This window comes from Pseudomonas sp. 44 R 15 (assembly GCF_900004965.1).
Lineage (GTDB): Bacteria > Pseudomonadota > Gammaproteobacteria > Pseudomonadales > Pseudomonadaceae > Aquipseudomonas > Aquipseudomonas orientalis_A.
In genome coordinates this window covers 1-17,703 of sequence record NZ_CVTU01000033.1, presented here as the reverse complement: position 1 = coordinate 17,703, position 17,703 = coordinate 1, and the positions used below count along the sequence as shown (strand labels likewise).

Annotated in this window: 15 protein-coding genes; 9 read left to right on the top strand and 6 right to left on the bottom strand. The window is 62.3% G+C overall.

What is annotated here, in order from left to right; all coding sequences use genetic code 11:
• The first annotated feature begins 63 nt into the window (after positions 1-63).
• Positions 64-1,211 (top strand): IS3 family transposase gene (locus BFP93_RS02705; RefSeq protein ID WP_122582746.1). Its coding sequence is split into 2 segments (ribosomal slippage): positions 64-319 and positions 319-1,211, totalling 1,149 coding nucleotides; the frame shifts between segments, so codons are not numbered across the junction.
• A gap of 96 nt (positions 1,212-1,307) precedes the next feature.
• On the opposite strand, the gene bkdR is transcribed toward BFP93_RS02705, so the two are convergent.
• Positions 1,308-1,796, bottom strand: a complete 489-nt coding sequence (gene bkdR, locus BFP93_RS02700) for a Bkd operon transcriptional regulator BkdR (RefSeq protein ID WP_065891861.1) — start codon at positions 1,794-1,796, stop codon at positions 1,308-1,310.
• 195 nt (positions 1,797-1,991) lie between these two features.
• Here bkdR and BFP93_RS02695 point away from each other — a divergent pair, with 195 nt between their 5' ends.
• The 5 genes from BFP93_RS02695 to BFP93_RS02675 all read left to right on the top strand — a co-directional run bounded on the left by BFP93_RS02695 (position 1,992) and on the right by BFP93_RS02675 (position 8,156).
• A complete protein-coding gene (locus BFP93_RS02695; RefSeq protein WP_065884834.1) occupies positions 1,992-3,227 on the top strand; it encodes a 3-methyl-2-oxobutanoate dehydrogenase (2-methylpropanoyl-transferring) subunit alpha in 1,236 nt (411 codons plus the stop codon).
• Position 3,228: 1 nt separating this feature from the next.
• Positions 3,229-4,287, top strand: a complete 1,059-nt coding sequence (locus BFP93_RS02690) for an alpha-ketoacid dehydrogenase subunit beta (RefSeq protein WP_065891860.1) — start codon at positions 3,229-3,231, stop codon at positions 4,285-4,287.
• The gene (locus tag BFP93_RS02685; protein WP_065891859.1) at positions 4,288-5,547 is read left to right on the top strand and encodes a dihydrolipoamide acetyltransferase family protein; all 1,260 of its coding nucleotides are present in this window, start codon (positions 4,288-4,290) and stop codon (positions 5,545-5,547) included.
• Positions 5,548-5,551: 4 nt separating this feature from the next.
• On the top strand, positions 5,552-6,931 hold the full coding sequence (lpdA, locus tag BFP93_RS02680) for a dihydrolipoyl dehydrogenase (protein ID WP_065891858.1): 1,380 nt from the start codon (positions 5,552-5,554) through the stop codon (positions 6,929-6,931).
• A gap of 205 nt (positions 6,932-7,136) precedes the next feature.
• The gene (locus BFP93_RS02675) at positions 7,137-8,156 is read left to right on the top strand and encodes a branched-chain amino acid aminotransferase (RefSeq protein WP_065891857.1); all 1,020 of its coding nucleotides are present in this window, start codon (positions 7,137-7,139) and stop codon (positions 8,154-8,156) included.
• A 135-nt stretch (positions 8,157-8,291) separates the two neighbouring features.
• On the opposite strand, the gene BFP93_RS26985 is transcribed toward BFP93_RS02675, so the two are convergent.
• From BFP93_RS26985 to BFP93_RS02650, 5 genes are all read right to left on the bottom strand, one after another.
• On the bottom strand, positions 8,292-9,185 hold the full coding sequence (locus BFP93_RS26985; protein WP_083203229.1) for a GNAT family acetyltransferase: 894 nt from the start codon (positions 9,183-9,185) through the stop codon (positions 8,292-8,294).
• Positions 9,186-9,246: 61 nt separating this feature from the next.
• Complete coding sequence (locus BFP93_RS02665; RefSeq protein ID WP_065884829.1) at positions 9,247-10,080, bottom strand: TIGR03915 family putative DNA repair protein; 834 nt, start codon at positions 10,078-10,080, stop codon at positions 9,247-9,249.
• A complete protein-coding gene (locus tag BFP93_RS02660) occupies positions 10,077-11,297 on the bottom strand; it encodes a putative DNA modification/repair radical SAM protein (RefSeq protein WP_065891856.1) in 1,221 nt (406 codons plus the stop codon). The genes BFP93_RS02665 and BFP93_RS02660 overlap by 4 nt, the downstream gene beginning before the upstream one ends.
• Positions 11,298-11,469: 172 nt before the next feature.
• Positions 11,470-12,807: a lysine N(6)-hydroxylase/L-ornithine N(5)-oxygenase family protein gene (locus BFP93_RS02655; protein ID WP_065891855.1), complete on the bottom strand. Its 1,338-nt coding sequence runs from the start codon at positions 12,805-12,807 to the stop codon at positions 11,470-11,472.
• A 119-nt stretch (positions 12,808-12,926) separates the two neighbouring features.
• On the bottom strand, positions 12,927-13,409 hold the full coding sequence (locus tag BFP93_RS02650; RefSeq protein WP_065884826.1) for a sigma-70 family RNA polymerase sigma factor: 483 nt from the start codon (positions 13,407-13,409) through the stop codon (positions 12,927-12,929).
• 256 nt (positions 13,410-13,665) lie between these two features.
• On the opposite strand from BFP93_RS02650, the gene BFP93_RS02645 reads away from it, so the two are divergent.
• The 3 genes from BFP93_RS02645 to BFP93_RS02635 form a co-directional block, all read left to right on the top strand.
• The gene (locus BFP93_RS02645) at positions 13,666-14,832 is read left to right on the top strand and encodes an efflux RND transporter periplasmic adaptor subunit (protein ID WP_065891854.1); all 1,167 of its coding nucleotides are present in this window, start codon (positions 13,666-13,668) and stop codon (positions 14,830-14,832) included.
• A gap of 1 nt (position 14,833) precedes the next feature.
• Complete coding sequence (locus tag BFP93_RS02640) at positions 14,834-16,807, top strand: MacB family efflux pump subunit (RefSeq protein WP_065891853.1); 1,974 nt, start codon at positions 14,834-14,836, stop codon at positions 16,805-16,807.
• On the top strand, positions 16,800-17,703 hold a 904-nt coding region (locus BFP93_RS02635; protein WP_176717544.1), incomplete at its 3' end, for a TolC family protein. The genes BFP93_RS02640 and BFP93_RS02635, both read left to right, overlap by 8 nt.

The following is a 17,703-nucleotide window of genomic DNA, read 5'->3' as shown; positions in this document are numbered from 1 at the left end:
TGAGCTGGTCTAATAGTCCCGGACACCTCAATAGGTGAAACTACACCTATTGAGGAGTATTCCATGACCAAGAAGTACAGAAAATTCGACGCCGCTTTCAAGCTAAGAGTCTGCAAGATGATTGTTGACCAAGGCCTGAGCGTGAACTCCGTTTGTACCGATTTAGACTTGAGTGACACTGCCGTGCGCCGCTGGGTCCAGCAGTACCAAGCCGAGCAGTTAGGTGGTACAGGGATTGGTAAACCGTTAACCAGCGAGCAACAGCGTATTCGTCAGCTTGAGCAGCAGATCCGCGAGCTGAAGACTGACAACGATATATTAAAAAAAGCTACGGCCTTCTTTGCCCGCGAATTGAAGTGATCCACCAATTGGTTCACCAAATGCAATGCAAGGCCTACCCGGTAATACGTATCTGCCGGGTTTTGCGGATCAGCCGTTCGGGGTTCTATGAAGCTCGTCAGCGGTCTTTTAAGCCAAAAGCTGTCTGTCCGGTTGCAGCTCAGGTCAAAGCTACGTTCATGACCAATGAGCACTGTTATGGCAGTCGTCGGGTGATGAAAGCACTGCGTAGCGATGGCGTATCCATTGGGCGGCACAAGGTCCGTCGGCTGATGAAACAACAGGATTTACGCCCGATCTGGAAGCGCAAGTTCGTTCATACCACCAACAGTAATCATAATTTCCCGGTAGCTGAGAACCTGCTCAACCGCCAGTTTAACCCCGAGCAGATCAACCAATCATGGGTTGCTGACATCACTTATATTCGCACTCGAAGCGGCTGGCTGTACTTGGCGGCTGTCATGGATTTGTATTCACGCAAGATCGTAGGCTGGTCCATGGCTCCGCATATGCGCGCAGAGTTGGTGTGCAGTGCTATGCAACTAGCCATCACACAGAGGCAGCCTAAACCGGGTCTGATCGCGCACTCAGATCGGGGCAGCCAGTATGCAGGCGCTACTTACCAAGCCATGCTGACACGACATGGCTTGCGCTGCAGCATGAGCCGCAAGGGCAACTGCTGGGACAACGCAGTCATGGAACGTTTCTTCTTGAACCTGAAGATGGAGCGTGTTTGGAGGAAGGACTATGCCAATCATGATGAAGCAATCAGGGACGTCACGGATTACATTGTGCGGTTCTACAATGAACGACGAATGCATTCATCGTTAGACTATTTGCCGCCCAATCAGTACGAGCGGCAAACAGCCTGAAAACACCGATTGAGGTGTCCGGAAAAAGTTGACCACCTCACACTGTCACACCGCTATCGGGGGCAAGCCCCCTCCCACATGTTGTTCCGTGTTGAATCAGGAGCCCAGGTTTATGCCGTTGGCCGGCAACGGCAGCGCGGTTTTGTAGCGCACCTGCTTCAAGGCAAAACTGGAGCGGATATTCGCCACCCCCGGCACCTTGGTCAGAAAATCCATCATGAAACGCTCCAGCGACTGGATCGTCGGCACCAGCACCCGGATCAGGTAATCCGGGTCGCCGGCCATCAGGTAACACTCCATCACTTCCGGCCGGTCCGAGATCGCGCCTTCAAATTGCTGCAACGCCAGTTCATTCTGCTTTTCCAGGCTCACATGGATGAACACGTTGACATGCAGCCCCAGCAGGTCGGCGTCCAGCAGCGTGACCTGCTCGCGAATCAGCCCCAACTCCTCCATCGCCTTCACCCGATTGAAGCACGGCGTGGGCGACAGGTTGACCGAACGGGCAAGGTCCGCGTTGGTGATGCGGGCATTCTCCTGCAGGGCGTTGAGAATGCCGATATCGGTACGGTCCAGTTTGCGCATGAGACAAAGTCACCTGTTTATTATGTTTATGCAGATTTTTTATCCGTAAATGATCGGGAGCGCAACGAAACACAGATAAATATTCTTCTACGCCACGCCTATGATTGTTGTAGGACAAGATTTCTTCTACCCGAAGACTGACTGTCAGCTAGCGCGCCCACTACAAGAAATTCACAAGATCGAGCGTAGAAAGCCATGACCCAGCCGTATGCACCGCTGCGCCTGCACGTTCCCGAACCCTCGGGCCGCCCAGGCTGCAAGACCGACTTCACCTACCTGCGCCTGACCGACGCCGGCCTGGTACGCAAACCCGCCATCGACGTAGAACCGTCCGACACCGCCGACCTGGCCAAGGGCCTGATCCGCGTGCTCGACGACCAGGGCCAGGCCCTGGGCCCGTGGGCCGAGGGCGTCAGCGCCGACGTCATGCGCAAAGGCATGCGCGCGATGCTCAAGACGCGCATCTTCGACAACCGCATGGTGGTCGCCCAGCGTCAGAAAAAAATGTCGTTCTACATGCAAAGCCTTGGCGAAGAAGCCATCGGCAGCGCCCAGGCCCTGGCCTTGAACATCGACGACATGTGCTTCCCCACCTATCGCCAGCAAAGCATCCTGATGGCCCGCGACGTGCCGCTGGTGGACCTGATCTGCCAACTGCTGTCCAACGAGCGCGACCCGCTCAAGGGTCGCCAGTTGCCGATCATGTACTCGGTCAAGGACGCTGGTTTCTTCACTATTTCCGGTAACCTCGCCACCCAATTCGTACAAGGTGTGGGCTGGGGCATGGCGTCGGCGATCAAGGGTGATACCAAGATCGCCTCGGCCTGGATCGGCGACGGCGCTACCGCAGAATCCGACTTCCACACCGCCCTGACCTTTGCCCACGTGTACCGTGCGCCGGTGATCCTCAACGTGGTCAACAACCAGTGGGCCATCTCCACCTTCCAGGCCATTGCCGGCGGTGAAGCCACCACGTTCGCCGGACGCGGCGTCGGTTGCGGTATCGCCTCCCTGCGCGTCGACGGTAATGACTTTATCGCCGTGTACGCCGCCTCAGCCTGGGCCGCCGAGCGCGCACGGCGCAACCTGGGGCCGACCCTGATCGAGTGGGTCACCTACCGCGCCGGTCCGCACTCCACCTCCGATGATCCGTCCAAGTACCGCCCCGCCGATGACTGGAGCCACTTCCCGTTGGGCGACCCGATTGCCCGCCTCAAACAGCACCTGATCAGGATTGGCCAGTGGTCCGATGAGGAACACGCGGCGGTCAGTGCCGAACTTGAAGCCGAAGTCATCGCTGCGCAAAAACAGGCCGAACAGTACGGCACCCTCGCCGGCGGCCAGATTCCAAGCGCCGCGACCATGTTCGAAGACGTTTATAAAGAGATGCCGGAGCACTTGAAGCGCCAGCGTCAAGAGCTGGGGGTCTGACATGAACGATCACAACAACAGCATCGAACTGGAAACCGCCATGACCACCACCACCATGACCATGATCCAGGCCCTGCGCTCGGCCATGGATGTGATGCTTAAACGGGACGACAACGTGGTGGTGTTCGGCCAGGACGTCGGTTACTTCGGCGGCGTGTTCCGCTGTACCGAAGGTTTGCAGACCAAGTACGGCAGCTCGCGGGTATTCGACGCGCCGATTTCCGAAAGCGGCATCATCGGCGTGGCGGTGGGCATGGGCGCCTACGGTCTGCGCCCGGTCGCGGAAATCCAGTTTGCCGACTACGTCTACCCCGCCACCGACCAGATTATTTCCGAGGCCGCGCGCCTGCGTTATCGCTCCGCCGGCCAGTTCACCGCGCCCCTGACCATGCGCATGCCGTGCGGCGGCGGCATCTACGGCGGCCAGACCCACAGCCAGAGTATTGAAGCGGTGTTCACCCAGGTCTGCGGCCTGCGCACGGTGATGCCGTCCAACCCCTATGACGCCAAGGGCCTGCTGATCGCCTCCATCGAAAACGATGACCCGGTGATCTTCCTTGAACCCAAGCGCCTGTATAACGGCCCGTTCGATGGCCATCATGACCGCCCGGTCACCCCGTGGTCGAAACACCCGCAAGCGCAAGTGCCGGACGGTTACTACACCGTGCCGCTGGACGTGGCCGCCATCGTGCGTCCGGGTTCGGCCGTGACCGTGCTGACCTACGGCACCACCGTGTATGTGTCGCAGGTCGCCGCCGAAGAAACCGGCATTGACGCCGAAGTCATCGACCTGCGCAGCCTGTGGCCGCTGGACCTGGACACCATCGTCAAGTCGGTGAAAAAGACCGGCCGTTGCGTGGTGGTGCACGAAGCCACGCGCACCTGCGGTTTTGGCGCCGAGCTGGTCGCCCTGGTGCAGGAGCACTGCTTCCATCACCTGGAAGCGCCGATCGAGCGCGTCACCGGCTGGGACACGCCCTACCCGCACGCGCAGGAGTGGGCGTATTTCCCAGGCCCGTCCCGAGTGGGCGCAGCGTTGAAACGGGTCATGGAGGTCTGAATGGGCACGCACGTTATCAAGATGCCGGACATTGGCGAAGGCATCGCGGAAGTTGAACTGTCGCAGTGGCATGTGAAGGTCGGCGACCTGGTCGTCGAAGACCAGGTGCTGGCGGATGTGATGACCGACAAGGCGATGGTGGACATTCCCTCGCCGGTCCACGGCAAGGTGATTTCCCTGGGTGGCGAGCCGGGTGAAGTCATGGCGGTGGGCAGTATTTTGATCAGCATTGAAGTGGAAGGCGCCGGTAACGCCAGGGAAGCGCCGGCCGTGGCCGCACCGGTGGAAAAAGCTGCGCCGGTGGTGGAGAGCAAGCCGGAACCGGTTCAAAGCAAGCCCGCGCCTGTCGCGGCCAAAGTCCAGGCGCCCGTGGCCCGGGAGGCCAATGAGCGCCCGCTGGCCTCCCCCGCCGTGCGTAAGCATGCCCTGGATGCGGGTATCCCGTTGCGCCTGGTACAGGGCTCCGGCCCGGCCGGACGGATCCTGCATGAAGACCTCGAGGCTTACCTTCAGCAAGGCGCCAGTCCAGCCTCGGCCGCCGCCAACCCTTACACCGAACGCAACGACGAGCACCAGATCCCGGTGATCGGCATGCGCCGCAAGATCGCCCAGCGCATGCAGGACGCCACCCGCCGCGCCGCGCATTTCAGCTACGTGGAAGAAATCGACGTCACCGCGCTGGACGAGTTGCGCGTGCACCTCAATGACAAACACGGCGCCACGCGCGGCAAGCTGACCCTGCTGCCCTTTATCGTGCGCGCCATGGTGGTGGCACTGCGCGATTTCCCGCAGATCAACGCGCGCTATGACGACGAAGCCCAGGTCATCACCCGCCTCGGCGCCGTGCATGTGGGCGTCGCCACCCAGAGCGACGTCGGCCTGATGGTGCCGGTGGTGCGCCACGCCGAAGCCCGCAGCCTGTGGGGCACTGCCGAAGAAATCACACGTTTGGCCAACGCCGCGCGCAATGGCAAGGCCAGCCGCGAGGAGCTGTCGGGCTCGACCATCACCCTGACCAGCCTCGGCGCGCTGGGCGGCATTGTCAGCACGCCGGTGCTGAACCTGCCGGAAGTGGCGATTGTCGGCGTCAACCGCATCGTCGAGCGGCCGATGGTGATAAAGGGCCAGATCGTGGTACGCAAGATGATGAACCTCTCCAGCTCGTTCGATCACCGTGTGGTCGATGGCATGGACGCGGCGCAATTCATCCAGGCCGTGCGTGGCCTGCTCGAACAACCCGCCAGCCTGTTCCTGGAGTAAGGGCATGACTCAGACACTACACACCACGCTGCTGATTATCGGCGGCGGCCCTGGCGGTTATGTCGCCGCGATTCGCGCCGGCCAACTGGGCATCCCGACCATTTTGGTGGAAGGCCAGGCGCTGGGCGGCACCTGCCTGAACATCGGCTGCATTCCGTCCAAGGCCTTGATCCATGTGGCCGAGCAATTCCAGCAGACGGTACACCACAGCCAGGGCTCGCCACTGGGCATCGAAGTGGACGTGCCCACCCTGGACATCCGCAAAAGCGTGGAATGGAAAGACGGCATCGTCGACCGCCTGACCACCGGCGTCGCCGCGTTGTTGAAAAAGCACAAGGTGCAGGTGATCCATGGCTGGGCCAACGTGGTGGACGGCAAGACCGTCGACGTCGGCGAGCAGCGCATCCAGTGCGAACACCTGCTGCTGGCCACCGGTTCGAAAAGCGTCGAGTTGCCGATGCTGCCGCTGGGCGGACCGGTCATTTCATCCACCGAAGCCCTGGCCCCGAACCACGTACCGAAGCGGCTGATCGTGGTGGGTGGCGGTTACATCGGCCTGGAACTGGGCATCGCCTATCGCAAGTTGGGGGCCGACGTCAGCGTGGTCGAGGCCCAGGAGCGCGTCCTGCCGGCCTATGACGCCGAACTGACCCAGCCGGTTAACGAGTCGATCAAGCAACTCGGTATAAAGCTGTACCTCAAGCACAGCGTCAGCGGCTTTGCCGATAACTGCCTGCAAGTGCGCGACCCGAATGGCGACACCCTGTCGCTGGAAACCGATCAGGTGCTGGTGGCCGTCGGTCGCAAACCCAACACCCAGGGCTTCAACCTCGAAGCGCTGAACCTGGACATGAACGGCGCCGCGATCAAGATCGACAGCCGCTGCCAGACCAGCATGCGCAATGTGTATGCCATTGGCGACCTGAGCGGCGAGCCCATGCTGGCACATCGGGCCATGGCCCAGGGCGAGATGGTCGCCGAACTGATCAGCGGCAAAGCCCGCGAATTCAACCCGGCAGCGATTCCGGCGGTGTGCTTTACCGACCCGGAACTGGTGGTGGTGGGCAAGACCCCGGACGAGGCCAAGGCTGCCGGCCTGGACTGCATCGTGTCGAGCTTCCCGTTCGCCGCCAACGGGCGGGCCATGACTCTGGAGTCGAAAACCGGCTTCGTGCGGGTGGTGGCGCGGCGTGACAATCACCTGATTGTCGGCTGGCAGGCAGTGGGAGCCGGGGTGTCGGAGCTGTCCACTGCGTTTGGCCTGAGCCTGGAAATGGGCTCGCGCCTGGAGGATGTGGCCGGCACCATCCACGCCCATCCGACCTTGGGTGAGGCCGTGCAGGAAGCGGCGTTGCGGGCGTTGGGGCATGCGTTGCATCTGTAAAACCGTGGCGAGGCCATCGGGGGCAAGCCCCCTCCCACATTTGGAATGCATTTTAAATGTGGGAGGGGGCTTGCCCCCGATAGCAGTGGATCAGCCAATAGAGATGTGGAATGGTCCAACCGCCCGCTCCCACACCGGCCAAGAATGAAGTATTGTTGAGCCCATCCAGAAAAAAATCCGACTTGACCAGAGATTAGAGGGTGTCATGGGTAACGAAAGCATCAATTGGGACAAGCTGGGTTTTGACTACATCAAGACCGACAAGCGGTTTCTCCAGGTCTGGAAAAACGGCGAATGGCAAGCAGGCACCCTGACCGACGACAACGTGCTGCACATCAGCGAGGGCTCCACCGCCCTGCACTATGGCCAGCAGTGCTTTGAAGGCCTCAAGGCCTACCGCTGCAAGGACGGCTCGATCAACCTGTTCCGTCCGGACCAGAACGCCGCGCGCATGCAACGCAGCTGTGCCCGCCTGCTGATGCCGCATGTGTCGACCGAAGACTTCATCGAAGCCTGCAAACAGGTGGTCAAGGCCAACGAGCGCTTCATCCCGCCTTACGGCAGCGGCGGTGCGCTGTACCTGCGCCCGTTCGTGATCGGCACCGGTGAAAACATCGGCGTGCGCACCGCGCCGGAGTTCATCTTCTCGGTGTTCGCCATCCCGGTCGGTGCCTATTTCAAAGGCGGCCTGGTGCCCCACAACTTCCAGATCTCCACCTTCGACCGCGCCGCGCCACAGGGCACCGGTGCCGCCAAAGTGGGCGGTAACTACGCCGCCAGCCTGATGCCGGGCTCGGAAGCGAGGAAATCCGGCTTCGCCGACGCGATCTACCTGGACCCGATGACCCATTCGAAAATCGAAGAAGTCGGCTCGGCCAACTTCTTCGGCATCACCCACGACAACCAGTTCATCACGCCGAAGTCGCCTTCGGTGCTGCCGGGCATCACCCGCCTGTCGCTGATCGAACTGGCCCAGAGCCGCCTGGGCCTGACCGTGGTCGAGGGCGAGGTGTTCATCGACAAGCTCGACCAATTCAAGGAAGCCGGCGCCTGCGGCACCGCTGCGGTGATCTCGCCGATCGGCGGCATCCAGTACAACGACAAGATGCACGTGTTCTACAGCGAAACCGAAGTGGGCCCGATTACCCAGAGGCTCTACCAAGAGCTGACGGGCGTGCAGACCGGTGACGTTGAAGCGCCGGCGGGTTGGATCGTCAAGGTCTAAGCCACTGCCTCAGCAACACTGCAAAACCTGTGGGAGGGGGCTTGCCCCCGATAGCGGTGGATCAGTCAATATTTTCAGTGACTGACACACCGCTATCGGGGGCAAGCCCCCTCCCACATTTGATCTCCAGTGTTCTTAAGATTGGGCAGGAATATTCCCGGCAATCTTCTTGCCCATGCTGATCCTCGGTTCCACCCCATATCCCAACGCCTCGTAGAACCCCACCACTGCGTCATTGCCGCCATTGATCTGCAGGTTGATCTTCATGCAACCCAACGCCGTCAACGCCTGTTCCGCATGACGCACCAGCGATGATCCCAGGCCGTGGCGACGATAGTCGGCATGCACCGCCACCGAATACAGCCAACCACGATGGCCGTCGTAGCCGGCGAGAATCGTACCGATCACGGCTTTTTTATCGGTCGCGACAAAGAACAACCCGTCATTGACCGCCAGCTTTTTATCGATCGCCAGGCTCGGCAGGTTATGCGCGGTGTCATAGCCGAACGCCGCCTGCCATAACTCAACCACTTGCGCACGGTGCTGACGGTCGCGATACGGGCCGATGGGATGCCGGGACAGCAGGGCCTTTTCCATGACCAGCGTGCGTTCATTGCCATGATAGACATCGCGCACCGTGTGAAACCCCAGCTTGCTGTAGAACGGCTCGGCGGTCAGCGAGGACGGCACGCTCAACACCGTCACCCCGGCTTCGCGGGCGCGCAGTTCGATCTCGATCATCAACAGTCGCCCAATGCCCTGCCCTTGCAGCGCCGGGTTGACGAACACCGAGCGCACCACATTGGCATCAAGCGCGGCGGTGGCGACGATCAGCTGATCCCGGGTGGCCACCAGCACGACACGGCGCTTGAGCAGCGCCAGCACGGCCTCGGGCGTGAAATGACTGGCCACTCGGGCAATCACGTCCGCCGGGTAATCCTGTGCATTGCTGCTATGCAAGGCCGCCAGGATGACCTGGCTGATCCCTTCGGCATCGGCGGTTTGGGCAAGACGAACAGCGGTAGACATGATTGCTCCTGGCTGAGGGCGCTCTGACAGACACCACCATACCAAGCGCTACCCACATGTTCTAACTGTGCCCGCTTGAAATGCGTTTGCCGGGCTTGGTGCCCACCAGCCTGGCCTGTCCATCCTTCTGCTTGCCCGTGCGCGCCTCGCTGATCAGCCCGGGGATCAACTTGCCTTCCGGCAGGTTCTTCCAGAACCGGCTCGGCAGATGCCCTTCCATCACCTTGGGGTTCAAGCGCGCCGGGTTGAAGATGTGACTGTAATAGGTCAACCACATGGCGCTGTGCGGGTCGTCGACATTTTGCGCCAGTTGCTGCCACGCCTCGGGGCACCGGCGTTGGTGAATCAATTGCTCGCCGTCGTAATACACCCCATCCAGGGGCGTTGCGATCATCCAGCGATGCCGGCCCATGCGCCCGATAAAATGCTGGCTGGCACTGTGCAAAATATCATGGGCCGGCTCATGCCAGGCCACGTACTCCGGCAGCTCGGGCCCTGCCTCGGCCGGCAGTGCAATGAACCGCACAAACGCATGCAAGTGGTGGGCTTCACGGCTGACCTGCTTGATGCGGCGCTGCAACTCGCTGCCCAATTTGTCACCTGCCAACATGGCCGTGCGGTCGCCATGGCTGACCCGCCACAACACCTCATACAACAAACTCCAGCGCTGATCGCCCTGGTAGCAGGCAGCCGACTCCAGCAGTTGCAACAAGGCCTTGGGAATGCGCGCCTGGAACGGGCCCAACCCGGAAGGAATGGGCTCGTCGGTGGCAAACAGATCCGCCACCTCGGTTGCACCCCAGCTCACCTGGCTGGGGTCGACCTGATGGCTGAGCAGCCAGCGCGCCTGTTCGCGCCAGGTGCTGAACAGGTTGTCGCATTCCAGGCTGATCATCCCCACAACCCCATCTGTTGCGGTTGCGGGCGATCGCGCAGCTGTTCGCGCAGCAACACACTGGTGCTATCGGCCTGCTGTGGGTGGTAATCGCTGGTGATGAAAAACGGCTTGGCCTTGGCCAGCACACAGCGCATGCGCGCCAGGTCTTCGAAGCGGATCTTGCGTTCGCGACGCAGGTCCACCAGGCGCTGGGTGGTGCGCAGGCCAATGCCGGGGATACGCGCGATCAAGGTCGGTTCGGCGCGGTTAAGATCGAGGGGGAACACCTCGCGATGCTCCAGGGCCCACGCCAGCTTGGGGTCGATATCCAGGGCCAGGTCGCCGGGGCCTTCGAACAGTTCATTGGCGCTGAAGCCGTAGCTGCGCAACAGAAAGTCGGCCTGGTACAAGCGATGCTCGCGCATCAACGGCGGCGCAGCCAGGGGCACGCTCTTGGGGCTGTTGGGAATCGGGCTGAACGCCGAGTAATACACACGGCGCAGCTTGTAGTTGCCATACAAGGCTTCGGCACCGTGCAGGATGGTGCTGTCATCGGTGTCGTCGGCGCCGACGATCATCTGTGTGCTCTGCCCGGCCGGGGCGAAGCGCGGAGCGCGGGGTTCGTTGAGCACCGTCTGTTCACCGGTGTAGATGGTCTGCATGGCCTGCTTGATCGAGACGATCTGTTTTTCCGGCGCCAGGGTTTGCAGGCTGGCATCGGTAGGCAGCTCGATATTCACGCTCAGGCGGTCGGCATAGCGCCCGGCCTCGGCGATCAACGCGGGGTCGGCTTCGGGAATGGTCTTGAGATGGATATAGCCGCGAAAATCGTGCTCCTCACGCAGCAACTTGGCGACCCGCACCAACTGCTCCATGGTGTAGTCGGCTGAACGGATGATGCCGGAACTGAGAAACAGGCCGCTGACGCAATTGCGCTTGTAGAAGTCCAGGGTCAGGGTGACCACCTCTTCCGGGCTGAAGCGCGCGCGGGGCACATCGCTGGAACGGCGGTTGACGCAATACTGGCAGTCATAGAGACAGAAGTTGGTGAGCAAAACCTTGAGCAGCGACACGCAACGGCCGTCGGGCGTATAGCTGTGGCAAATGCCCATGCCGTCGGTGGAACCCAGCCCGGCCTTGCCTTCGGAGCTGCGCTTGGGTGCGCCACTGCTGGCGCACGAAGCGTCGTACTTGGCGGCGTCGGCGAGAATGCTGAGCTTTTCGATCAACTGCATGGAGAGCTACCGATACTGGTTTTTTGTACAGTATCAGCAGCAACTCCTTGTCACAAGTACCGCCTGTAGGAGCGAGCTTGCTCGCGAACAACGTCAACGATAACGCGCCCCTTCTGAATCAACCCGGCGCCCTCGCGTTTTTCGCGAGCAAGCTCGCTCCTACTGACTCAGATCAGCTTGCAGTGGCGAGCAGCAGGTCCTGCACCGAACGCGCGGTGCCACGGTTGCGATCGTTCTCGTACAACGACGCGGCAATTTCATCGGCGCGAATCGGCAGCACCGACAGCAACGTATCGCTCAAACCATGGCTGGCCTGGCTGAACCCCTGGATGTAGATGCCGGCCTTGCAGCGCTCGTCGGTGACGATGCGGTAGTCGCGGGCCACTTCGAAATCGCCTATGTAAGCTTGGAGCGGCGCGAGCAGTTCGCGGTGCATCTGGCGTTCGTAACCGGTGGCAAGGATTACCGCATCGTAGTGATTCACACAGGTTTCGCCAGTGGCGTTGTTGCGCAGTGTCAGTTCGATGCCCAGCGGGCCGGGGGTGGCCTTTTCGACCACGGTCATGGTGCGAAATGCCTGGCGCGCGATGCCGGACACTTTCTGGCGATAGAATATGCCGTAGATGCGCTCGATCAGGTCCAGGTCCACCACCGAGTAGTTGGTGTTCTGGTACTCGGCGACCAGGCGCTCACGTTCGGCGCCGACTTGCTGGAATACCAGGTCGGTAAAGGCCGGCGAGAACACTTCATTGACGAACGGGCTGTCATCCGCCGGCTTGAGCGCCGAACCGCGCAGAATCAGGTCGACCTGCACCGACGGGAAGCTGTCGTTGAGGTCGATAAACGCTTCGGCGGCGCTCTGACCACCGCCGATCACCGCGATGCGCATCGGCTTGCCGTCGACACACGGCTGGCCGGCCATGCGCTCCAGGTACTGGGAATGGTGGAACACCCGGCTGTCGCCCTTGAGCGCCTTGAACGCCTCGGGAATACGCGGCGTGCCACCGGCGCTGACCACCACCGAGCGTGTGGTACGCACATGCTGCTCGCCCAGCGCATCGCGGGAAATCACGCGCAGCGCTTCAACCTGTTGCTGGTGCAGGATCGGCTCGATGGCCAGTACCTCTTCGCCGTAGCGGGCCTGGGCCTGGAATTGCCCGGCGACCCAGCGCAGGTAGTCGTTGTACTCCATGCGGCACGGGTAGAAGGTGCCCAGGTTGATGAAGTCAACCAGGCGGTCGTGGGCCTTGAGGTAATTGACGAAGGAATACGGGCTGGTGGGGTTGCGCAGGGTCACCAGGTCCTTGAGGAAGGAAATCTGCAATTCGCTCTGGGTCACCAGGGTATTGCCGTGCCAGCGGTAGTCGGCCTGTTTGTCGAGGAACAGTACGTCCAGTTTGCCCTGGGCTTTCTCACGCTCCTGCAAGGCGATGGCCAGCGCCAGGTTCGAAGGGCCGAAGCCAATGCCGATCAGGTCGTGAACCGCGGGCGAAGCAATTGCCTGTGTCATTCCAGTGTCCTCTGGATAAGCCCCTTGGCGGTTGGGGCGGAATACCTTCATGGCCTGAACAACAGGCCGTGTGTTGATAGGAAACGAGGACAGTGAAATAAAATTTAACTAACAGCGCTTCAGTGCGCTTCCCACTCACGCATGCGCAACCGGCAGTGCTTCATGGCATTGACGATGTGCTTTTCCACCAGCGCGCGGGAAATGCACAGACGCTCGGCGATTTGCAGGTGGGACAGGCCGTCGAGTTTGCGCAACAGGAAACTGTCGCGGCAGGCCGCCGGCAGCTCGGCCAGGGCGCGTTCGAGCATCTCCAGGCGCTGGCTCTGGTCGTGGCTGGCGTGGGGTGAACAGGGCGCGAAGCGTTCTTCAGCGTCCAGCACCTCCAGCGGCTCCACCTGGCGCAGGGCGTTGCGCCGATGGCCGTCGATCACCAGGTTCAGCGCGGTGCGGTACAGGAACGCGCGCGGCTGTTCGATCGGCGTGTCACTGGAGCGCTCCAGCACCCGCACATAGGCGTCATGCACCACATCCTCGGCCACCTGACGGTTGCCCAGCTTGGCGTTGAGGAAACACACCAGCTCGCGATAGTAGTTTTCCAACATGACTCCTGGCCCCATGGCCGTGGTGCGGACGATGCCAACCTGCGTAGAAACACAGCCATCAATGATGGCAGTTTGAGTGTGTGCAATTTATAGTAATTCTCATCTACTTTTAAAGAAGTCTCGCATCAACGGTCGATTTTTTTCTTCGCTCGACCTGTAACCGCGCGTGTAACAGCCTAAATCCCCGGCGATTTTCTTCGTTTACCTGTCAGCTCTGCGCGACTGCGCCCCGATCTTTCCTGGCTGGAACCTACGCATGAAACGCCCTCGACCTGCCCGACGCGCCCTGCTTGTGGTGGCGTGCCTGATCCCCATCGTTGCGTTTGTCGCCTGGCAAGCCCTTGCGCCGGGCCGCGACGCCCTGGCCACCGTGACGGTCACCCGGGGCGATATCGAAAACAGCGTCACGGCCCTGGGCACCCTGCAACCACGGCGGTATGTGGATGTCGGCGCCCAGGCCTCCGGGCAGATCCAGAAGATCCACGTCGAGGCCGGCGATCAGGTCAAGGAAGGCCAGTTGCTGGTGGAGATCGACCCGTCGACGCAAAAAGCCAAGCTCGACGCCAGCCGCTACGCCATCGAAAACCTGCAGGCGCAATTGCAGGAGCAGAACGCCCAGCACGCCTTGGCGCGCCAGAAATACCAGCGTCAGCAACGCCTGAGCGCCGGTAACGCCACCCGCGAAGAAGATGTGCAAACCGCCAGGGCCGAGCTGGACGCTACCCAGGCGCGGGTCGACATGTTCCTGGCCCAGATTCGCCAGGCCCGGGCCAGCCTGCGCAGCGACGAAGCGGAACTCGGTTACACACGCATCTACGCGCCGATGGCCGGTACCGTCGTGGCGGTGGATGCGCGCGTCGGGCAGACCCTCAACGCGCAACAACAAACGCCGCTGATCCTGCGCATCGCCAAATTGTCGCCGATGACGGTGTGGGCCGAAGTGTCCGAGGCGGATATCGGCCATGTCAAACCCGGCATGAGTGCGTATTTCACCACCTTGAGCGGCGGCAGCCGGCGCTGGACCAGCACCGTGCGCCAGATCCTGCCGATCCCGCCCAAGCCGTTGAACGAAACCCAGGGCAGCGGCAGCCCGAGCAACAGCAAGAGCGGCACCGGCCGCGTGGTGCTGTACACGGTGTTACTGGACGTCGACAACGCCGATAACGCGCTGATGGCGGAAATGACCACCCAGGTGTTTTTCGTCGCCAGCCAAGTCAAGGACGCCCTGACCGTGCCGGTCGCCGCGCTGCAAGGCGTGCCTACGGCGGATACGCAACTCGCCCGGGTGGTGGCGAAAAACGGCAGCATCGAGCAGCGCTCGGTGCGCCTGGGCATCAGCGACCGCCTGCGCGTGCAGGTGCTGGAGGGCCTCGACGAAGGCGATCACCTGTTGATCGGCCCAGCCGACGGCAGCGGGGGCTGAGTTGACCACGCCACTGATCGAACTCAAGCACATCCGCAAATCCTACGGCGGCGGCGACAGCCCGCAGGTCGACGTGCTGCGCGGCATCGACCTGTCGATCCACGCCGGGGAATTCGTCGCCATCGTCGGCGCGTCGGGCTCCGGCAAGTCGACGTTGATGAACATCCTCGGTTGCCTCGACCGCCCGAGCGAAGGCGACTACCTGTTCGCCGGGGAAAACGTCGCCCAACTGGGCAGCGACGAACTGGCCTGGCTGCGCCGCGAAGCGTTCGGCTTCGTGTTCCAGGGCTACCACCTGATCCCGTCGGCATCGGCCCAGGAAAACGTCGAGATGCCGGCGATCTATGCCGGTATCAGTGCCGGCGAACGGCACGCCCGCGCCAATGCCCTGCTCACCCGCCTGGGCCTGGCCGAGCGCACCGGCAACCGTCCGCACCAGCTCTCCGGTGGCCAGCAGCAACGGGTGTCCATTGCACGTGCGCTGATGAACGGCGGGCATATCATCCTCGCCGACGAACCCACCGGCGCCCTCGACAGCCACAGCGGCGCCGAGGTGATGACCCTGCTCGACGAACTGGCGAGCCAGGGCCATGTGGTCATCCTGATTACCCATGACCGCGAAGTGGCGGCGCGAGCCAACCGCATCATCGAGATTCGCGACGGCCTGATCATCAGCGACTCGCCCGCCCCTCAGACCGAGGCGCCCGCCCCCGCGAACAGCGCGGCGCTGCAAGCCGTGGACCTGCGTCAGCGCCTGGCCGATGGCGCCGAACACAACGGTGCCTGGAAAGCCGAACTGCTCGACGCGCTGCAAGCGGCCTGGCGCGTGATGTGGATCAACCGGTTTCGCACCGCGCTGACCCTGCTCGGCATCATTATCGGGGTGGCCTCGGTGGTGGTCATGCTGGCCGTGGGTGAAGGTAGCAAGCGCCAGGTCATGGCGCAGATGGGCGCGTTCGGCTCGAACATTCTGTACGTCAGCGGTTCGTCGCCCAACCCGCGCACGCCCCTGGGCATCATCACCCCCGCCGACGTGGCCGCCCTGGCCACCCTGCCGCAGGTGAAACGGATCATGCCGGTCAACGGCGCCGAAGCCGGCGTGCGTTTCGGCAACATTGACTACATGGCCTATGTGGGCGGCAACGACACTAATTTCCCGACCATCTTCAACTGGCCGGTGGTCGAGGGCAGCTACTTCACCGAGGCCGACGAACGCAACGCCGCCACCGTCGCGGTGATCGGCGCACGGGTGCGCGACAAGCTGTTCAAAGGCCTGGTCAACCCCATCGGCCAGTACATCCTGATCGAAAACGTGCCCTTCCAGGTGGTGGGCGTGCTCCAGGAAAAAGGCTCCAGCTCGGGCAACAAGGACAGCGACGATCGCATTGCCATCCCCTACTCCGCCGCCAGCATCCGCCTGTTCGGCAGCTACAACCCGGAGTACGTGGTGATTGCCGCCGCCGACGCCACCCGGGTGAACGCCGCCGAGCAGGCCATCGATCAGTTGCTCAAACGACTGCACCACGGCAAGGACGACTACCACCTGACCAACAACGCCGCGATGATCCAGGCCGAGGCGCGCACGGCCAATACCCTGTCGCTGATGCTCGGCTCGATTGCGGCGATTTCCCTGCTGGTGGGCGGCATCGGCGTGATGAATATCATGTTGATGACGGTACGTGAACGGACCCGCGAAATCGGCATCCGCATGGCCACCGGCGCCCGCCAGCGCGACATCCTGCGCCAGTTTCTCACCGAGGCGGTGATGCTCTCGGTGGTCGGAGGGTTATTCGGTATCGCCCTGGCGCTGCTGGTGGGCGGCGTGCTGGTGCTGGCCGAAGTGGCCGTGCAGTTTTCCCTGGTGGCGATGCTCGGTGCCTTTGGCTGCGCGCTGGTCACCGGCGTCGTATTCGGCTTTATGCCGGCCCGTAAAGCTGCCCGGCTCGATCCGGTTAAGGCATTGACCAGTGAATAAACCCTCCCTTGCCACACCGCTTTCCCTGCTCGGACTGTGCCTGCTGCTCAGCGCCTGCGCCGGCAACCCCGGCGCCGTCGACAGCGGCATCACGCCGCCCGCCGCCTGGCACTCTGCCGAACGCGCGGCCAGCCAAGCCACCAACCAGCGCTGGTGGACGCACTTTGGCAGCCCGTCGCTCAACCGCCTGATCGACCAGGCGCGGCGTGACAGTTTCGATGTGGCCGCCGCCATGGCCCGCGTGCGCCAGGCCCAGGCAACAGCGGTGATTGCCGGCGCACCGCTGCTGCCCGAGGTCAAGTTCAACCTCACCGCCACCCGCGAAAAGCTGCTGCGCGGCAGCGGCAATTCGGACCTCAACGCCACCGAAAACAATAAAACCGTCACCAGCTATGACGCCAACCTCACGGCCAGCTACGAACTCGACTTCTGGGGCGGTCGCGCCGCTGCGCGCGACGGCGCCCTGCATAGCCTGCAGGCCAGCCGGTTCGACCAGGCCAACGTGGAACTGACCCTGCTCAGCAACGTCGCCGATCGCTACGCGCAAACCCTGGCGGCGCGCCAACGCGTGCAGATCGCCGAGCTGAACCTGGCGAATGCGCGCGCAGTGCTGAAGCTGGTGCAAACCCGCTACGACGCCGGTTCCGCCACGGCCCTGGAACTGGCGCAACAGAAAAGCCTGGTGGCCGGCCAGCAACGGCAACTGCCGCTGGTCGAGCAACTGGCCGAAGAGGCGCGCATCACCCTGGCCGCATTGCTCGGCCAGCCCGTGCAGGCGCTGGAACTGGGCAGCGAGGCGTTCCCGGCACTGACCTGGCCAACCATCGGGCCCGGGGTGCCCAGCCAGTTATTGAGCCGGCGCCCCGACCTCGCCCGGGCCGAAGCACAGCTGGCGG

Coding starts and splice junctions, on each gene's coding strand:
- BFP93_RS02655 (WP_065891855.1), bottom strand. CDS start 12,807: ATGACACAGGCAATTGCTTCGCCCGCGGTTCACGACCTGATCGGCATT.
- BFP93_RS02645 (WP_065891854.1), top strand. CDS start 13,666: ATGAAACGCCCTCGACCTGCCCGACGCGCCCTGCTTGTGGTGGCGTGC.
- BFP93_RS02660 (WP_065891856.1), bottom strand. CDS start 11,297: ATGCAGTTGATCGAAAAGCTCAGCATTCTCGCCGACGCCGCCAAGTAC.
- bkdR (WP_065891861.1), bottom strand. CDS start 1,796: ATGCGCAAACTGGACCGTACCGATATCGGCATTCTCAACGCCCTGCAG.
- BFP93_RS02690 (WP_065891860.1), top strand. CDS start 3,229: ATGAACGATCACAACAACAGCATCGAACTGGAAACCGCCATGACCACC.
- BFP93_RS02685 (WP_065891859.1), top strand. CDS start 4,288: ATGGGCACGCACGTTATCAAGATGCCGGACATTGGCGAAGGCATCGCG.
- lpdA (WP_065891858.1), top strand. CDS start 5,552: ATGACTCAGACACTACACACCACGCTGCTGATTATCGGCGGCGGCCCT.
- BFP93_RS02695 (WP_065884834.1), top strand. CDS start 1,992: ATGACCCAGCCGTATGCACCGCTGCGCCTGCACGTTCCCGAACCCTCG.
- BFP93_RS26985 (WP_083203229.1), bottom strand. CDS start 9,185: ATGTCTACCGCTGTTCGTCTTGCCCAAACCGCCGATGCCGAAGGGATC.
- BFP93_RS02665 (WP_065884829.1), bottom strand. CDS start 10,080: ATGATCAGCCTGGAATGCGACAACCTGTTCAGCACCTGGCGCGAACAG.
- BFP93_RS02650 (WP_065884826.1), bottom strand. CDS start 13,409: ATGTTGGAAAACTACTATCGCGAGCTGGTGTGTTTCCTCAACGCCAAG.
- BFP93_RS02675 (WP_065891857.1), top strand. CDS start 7,137: ATGGGTAACGAAAGCATCAATTGGGACAAGCTGGGTTTTGACTACATC.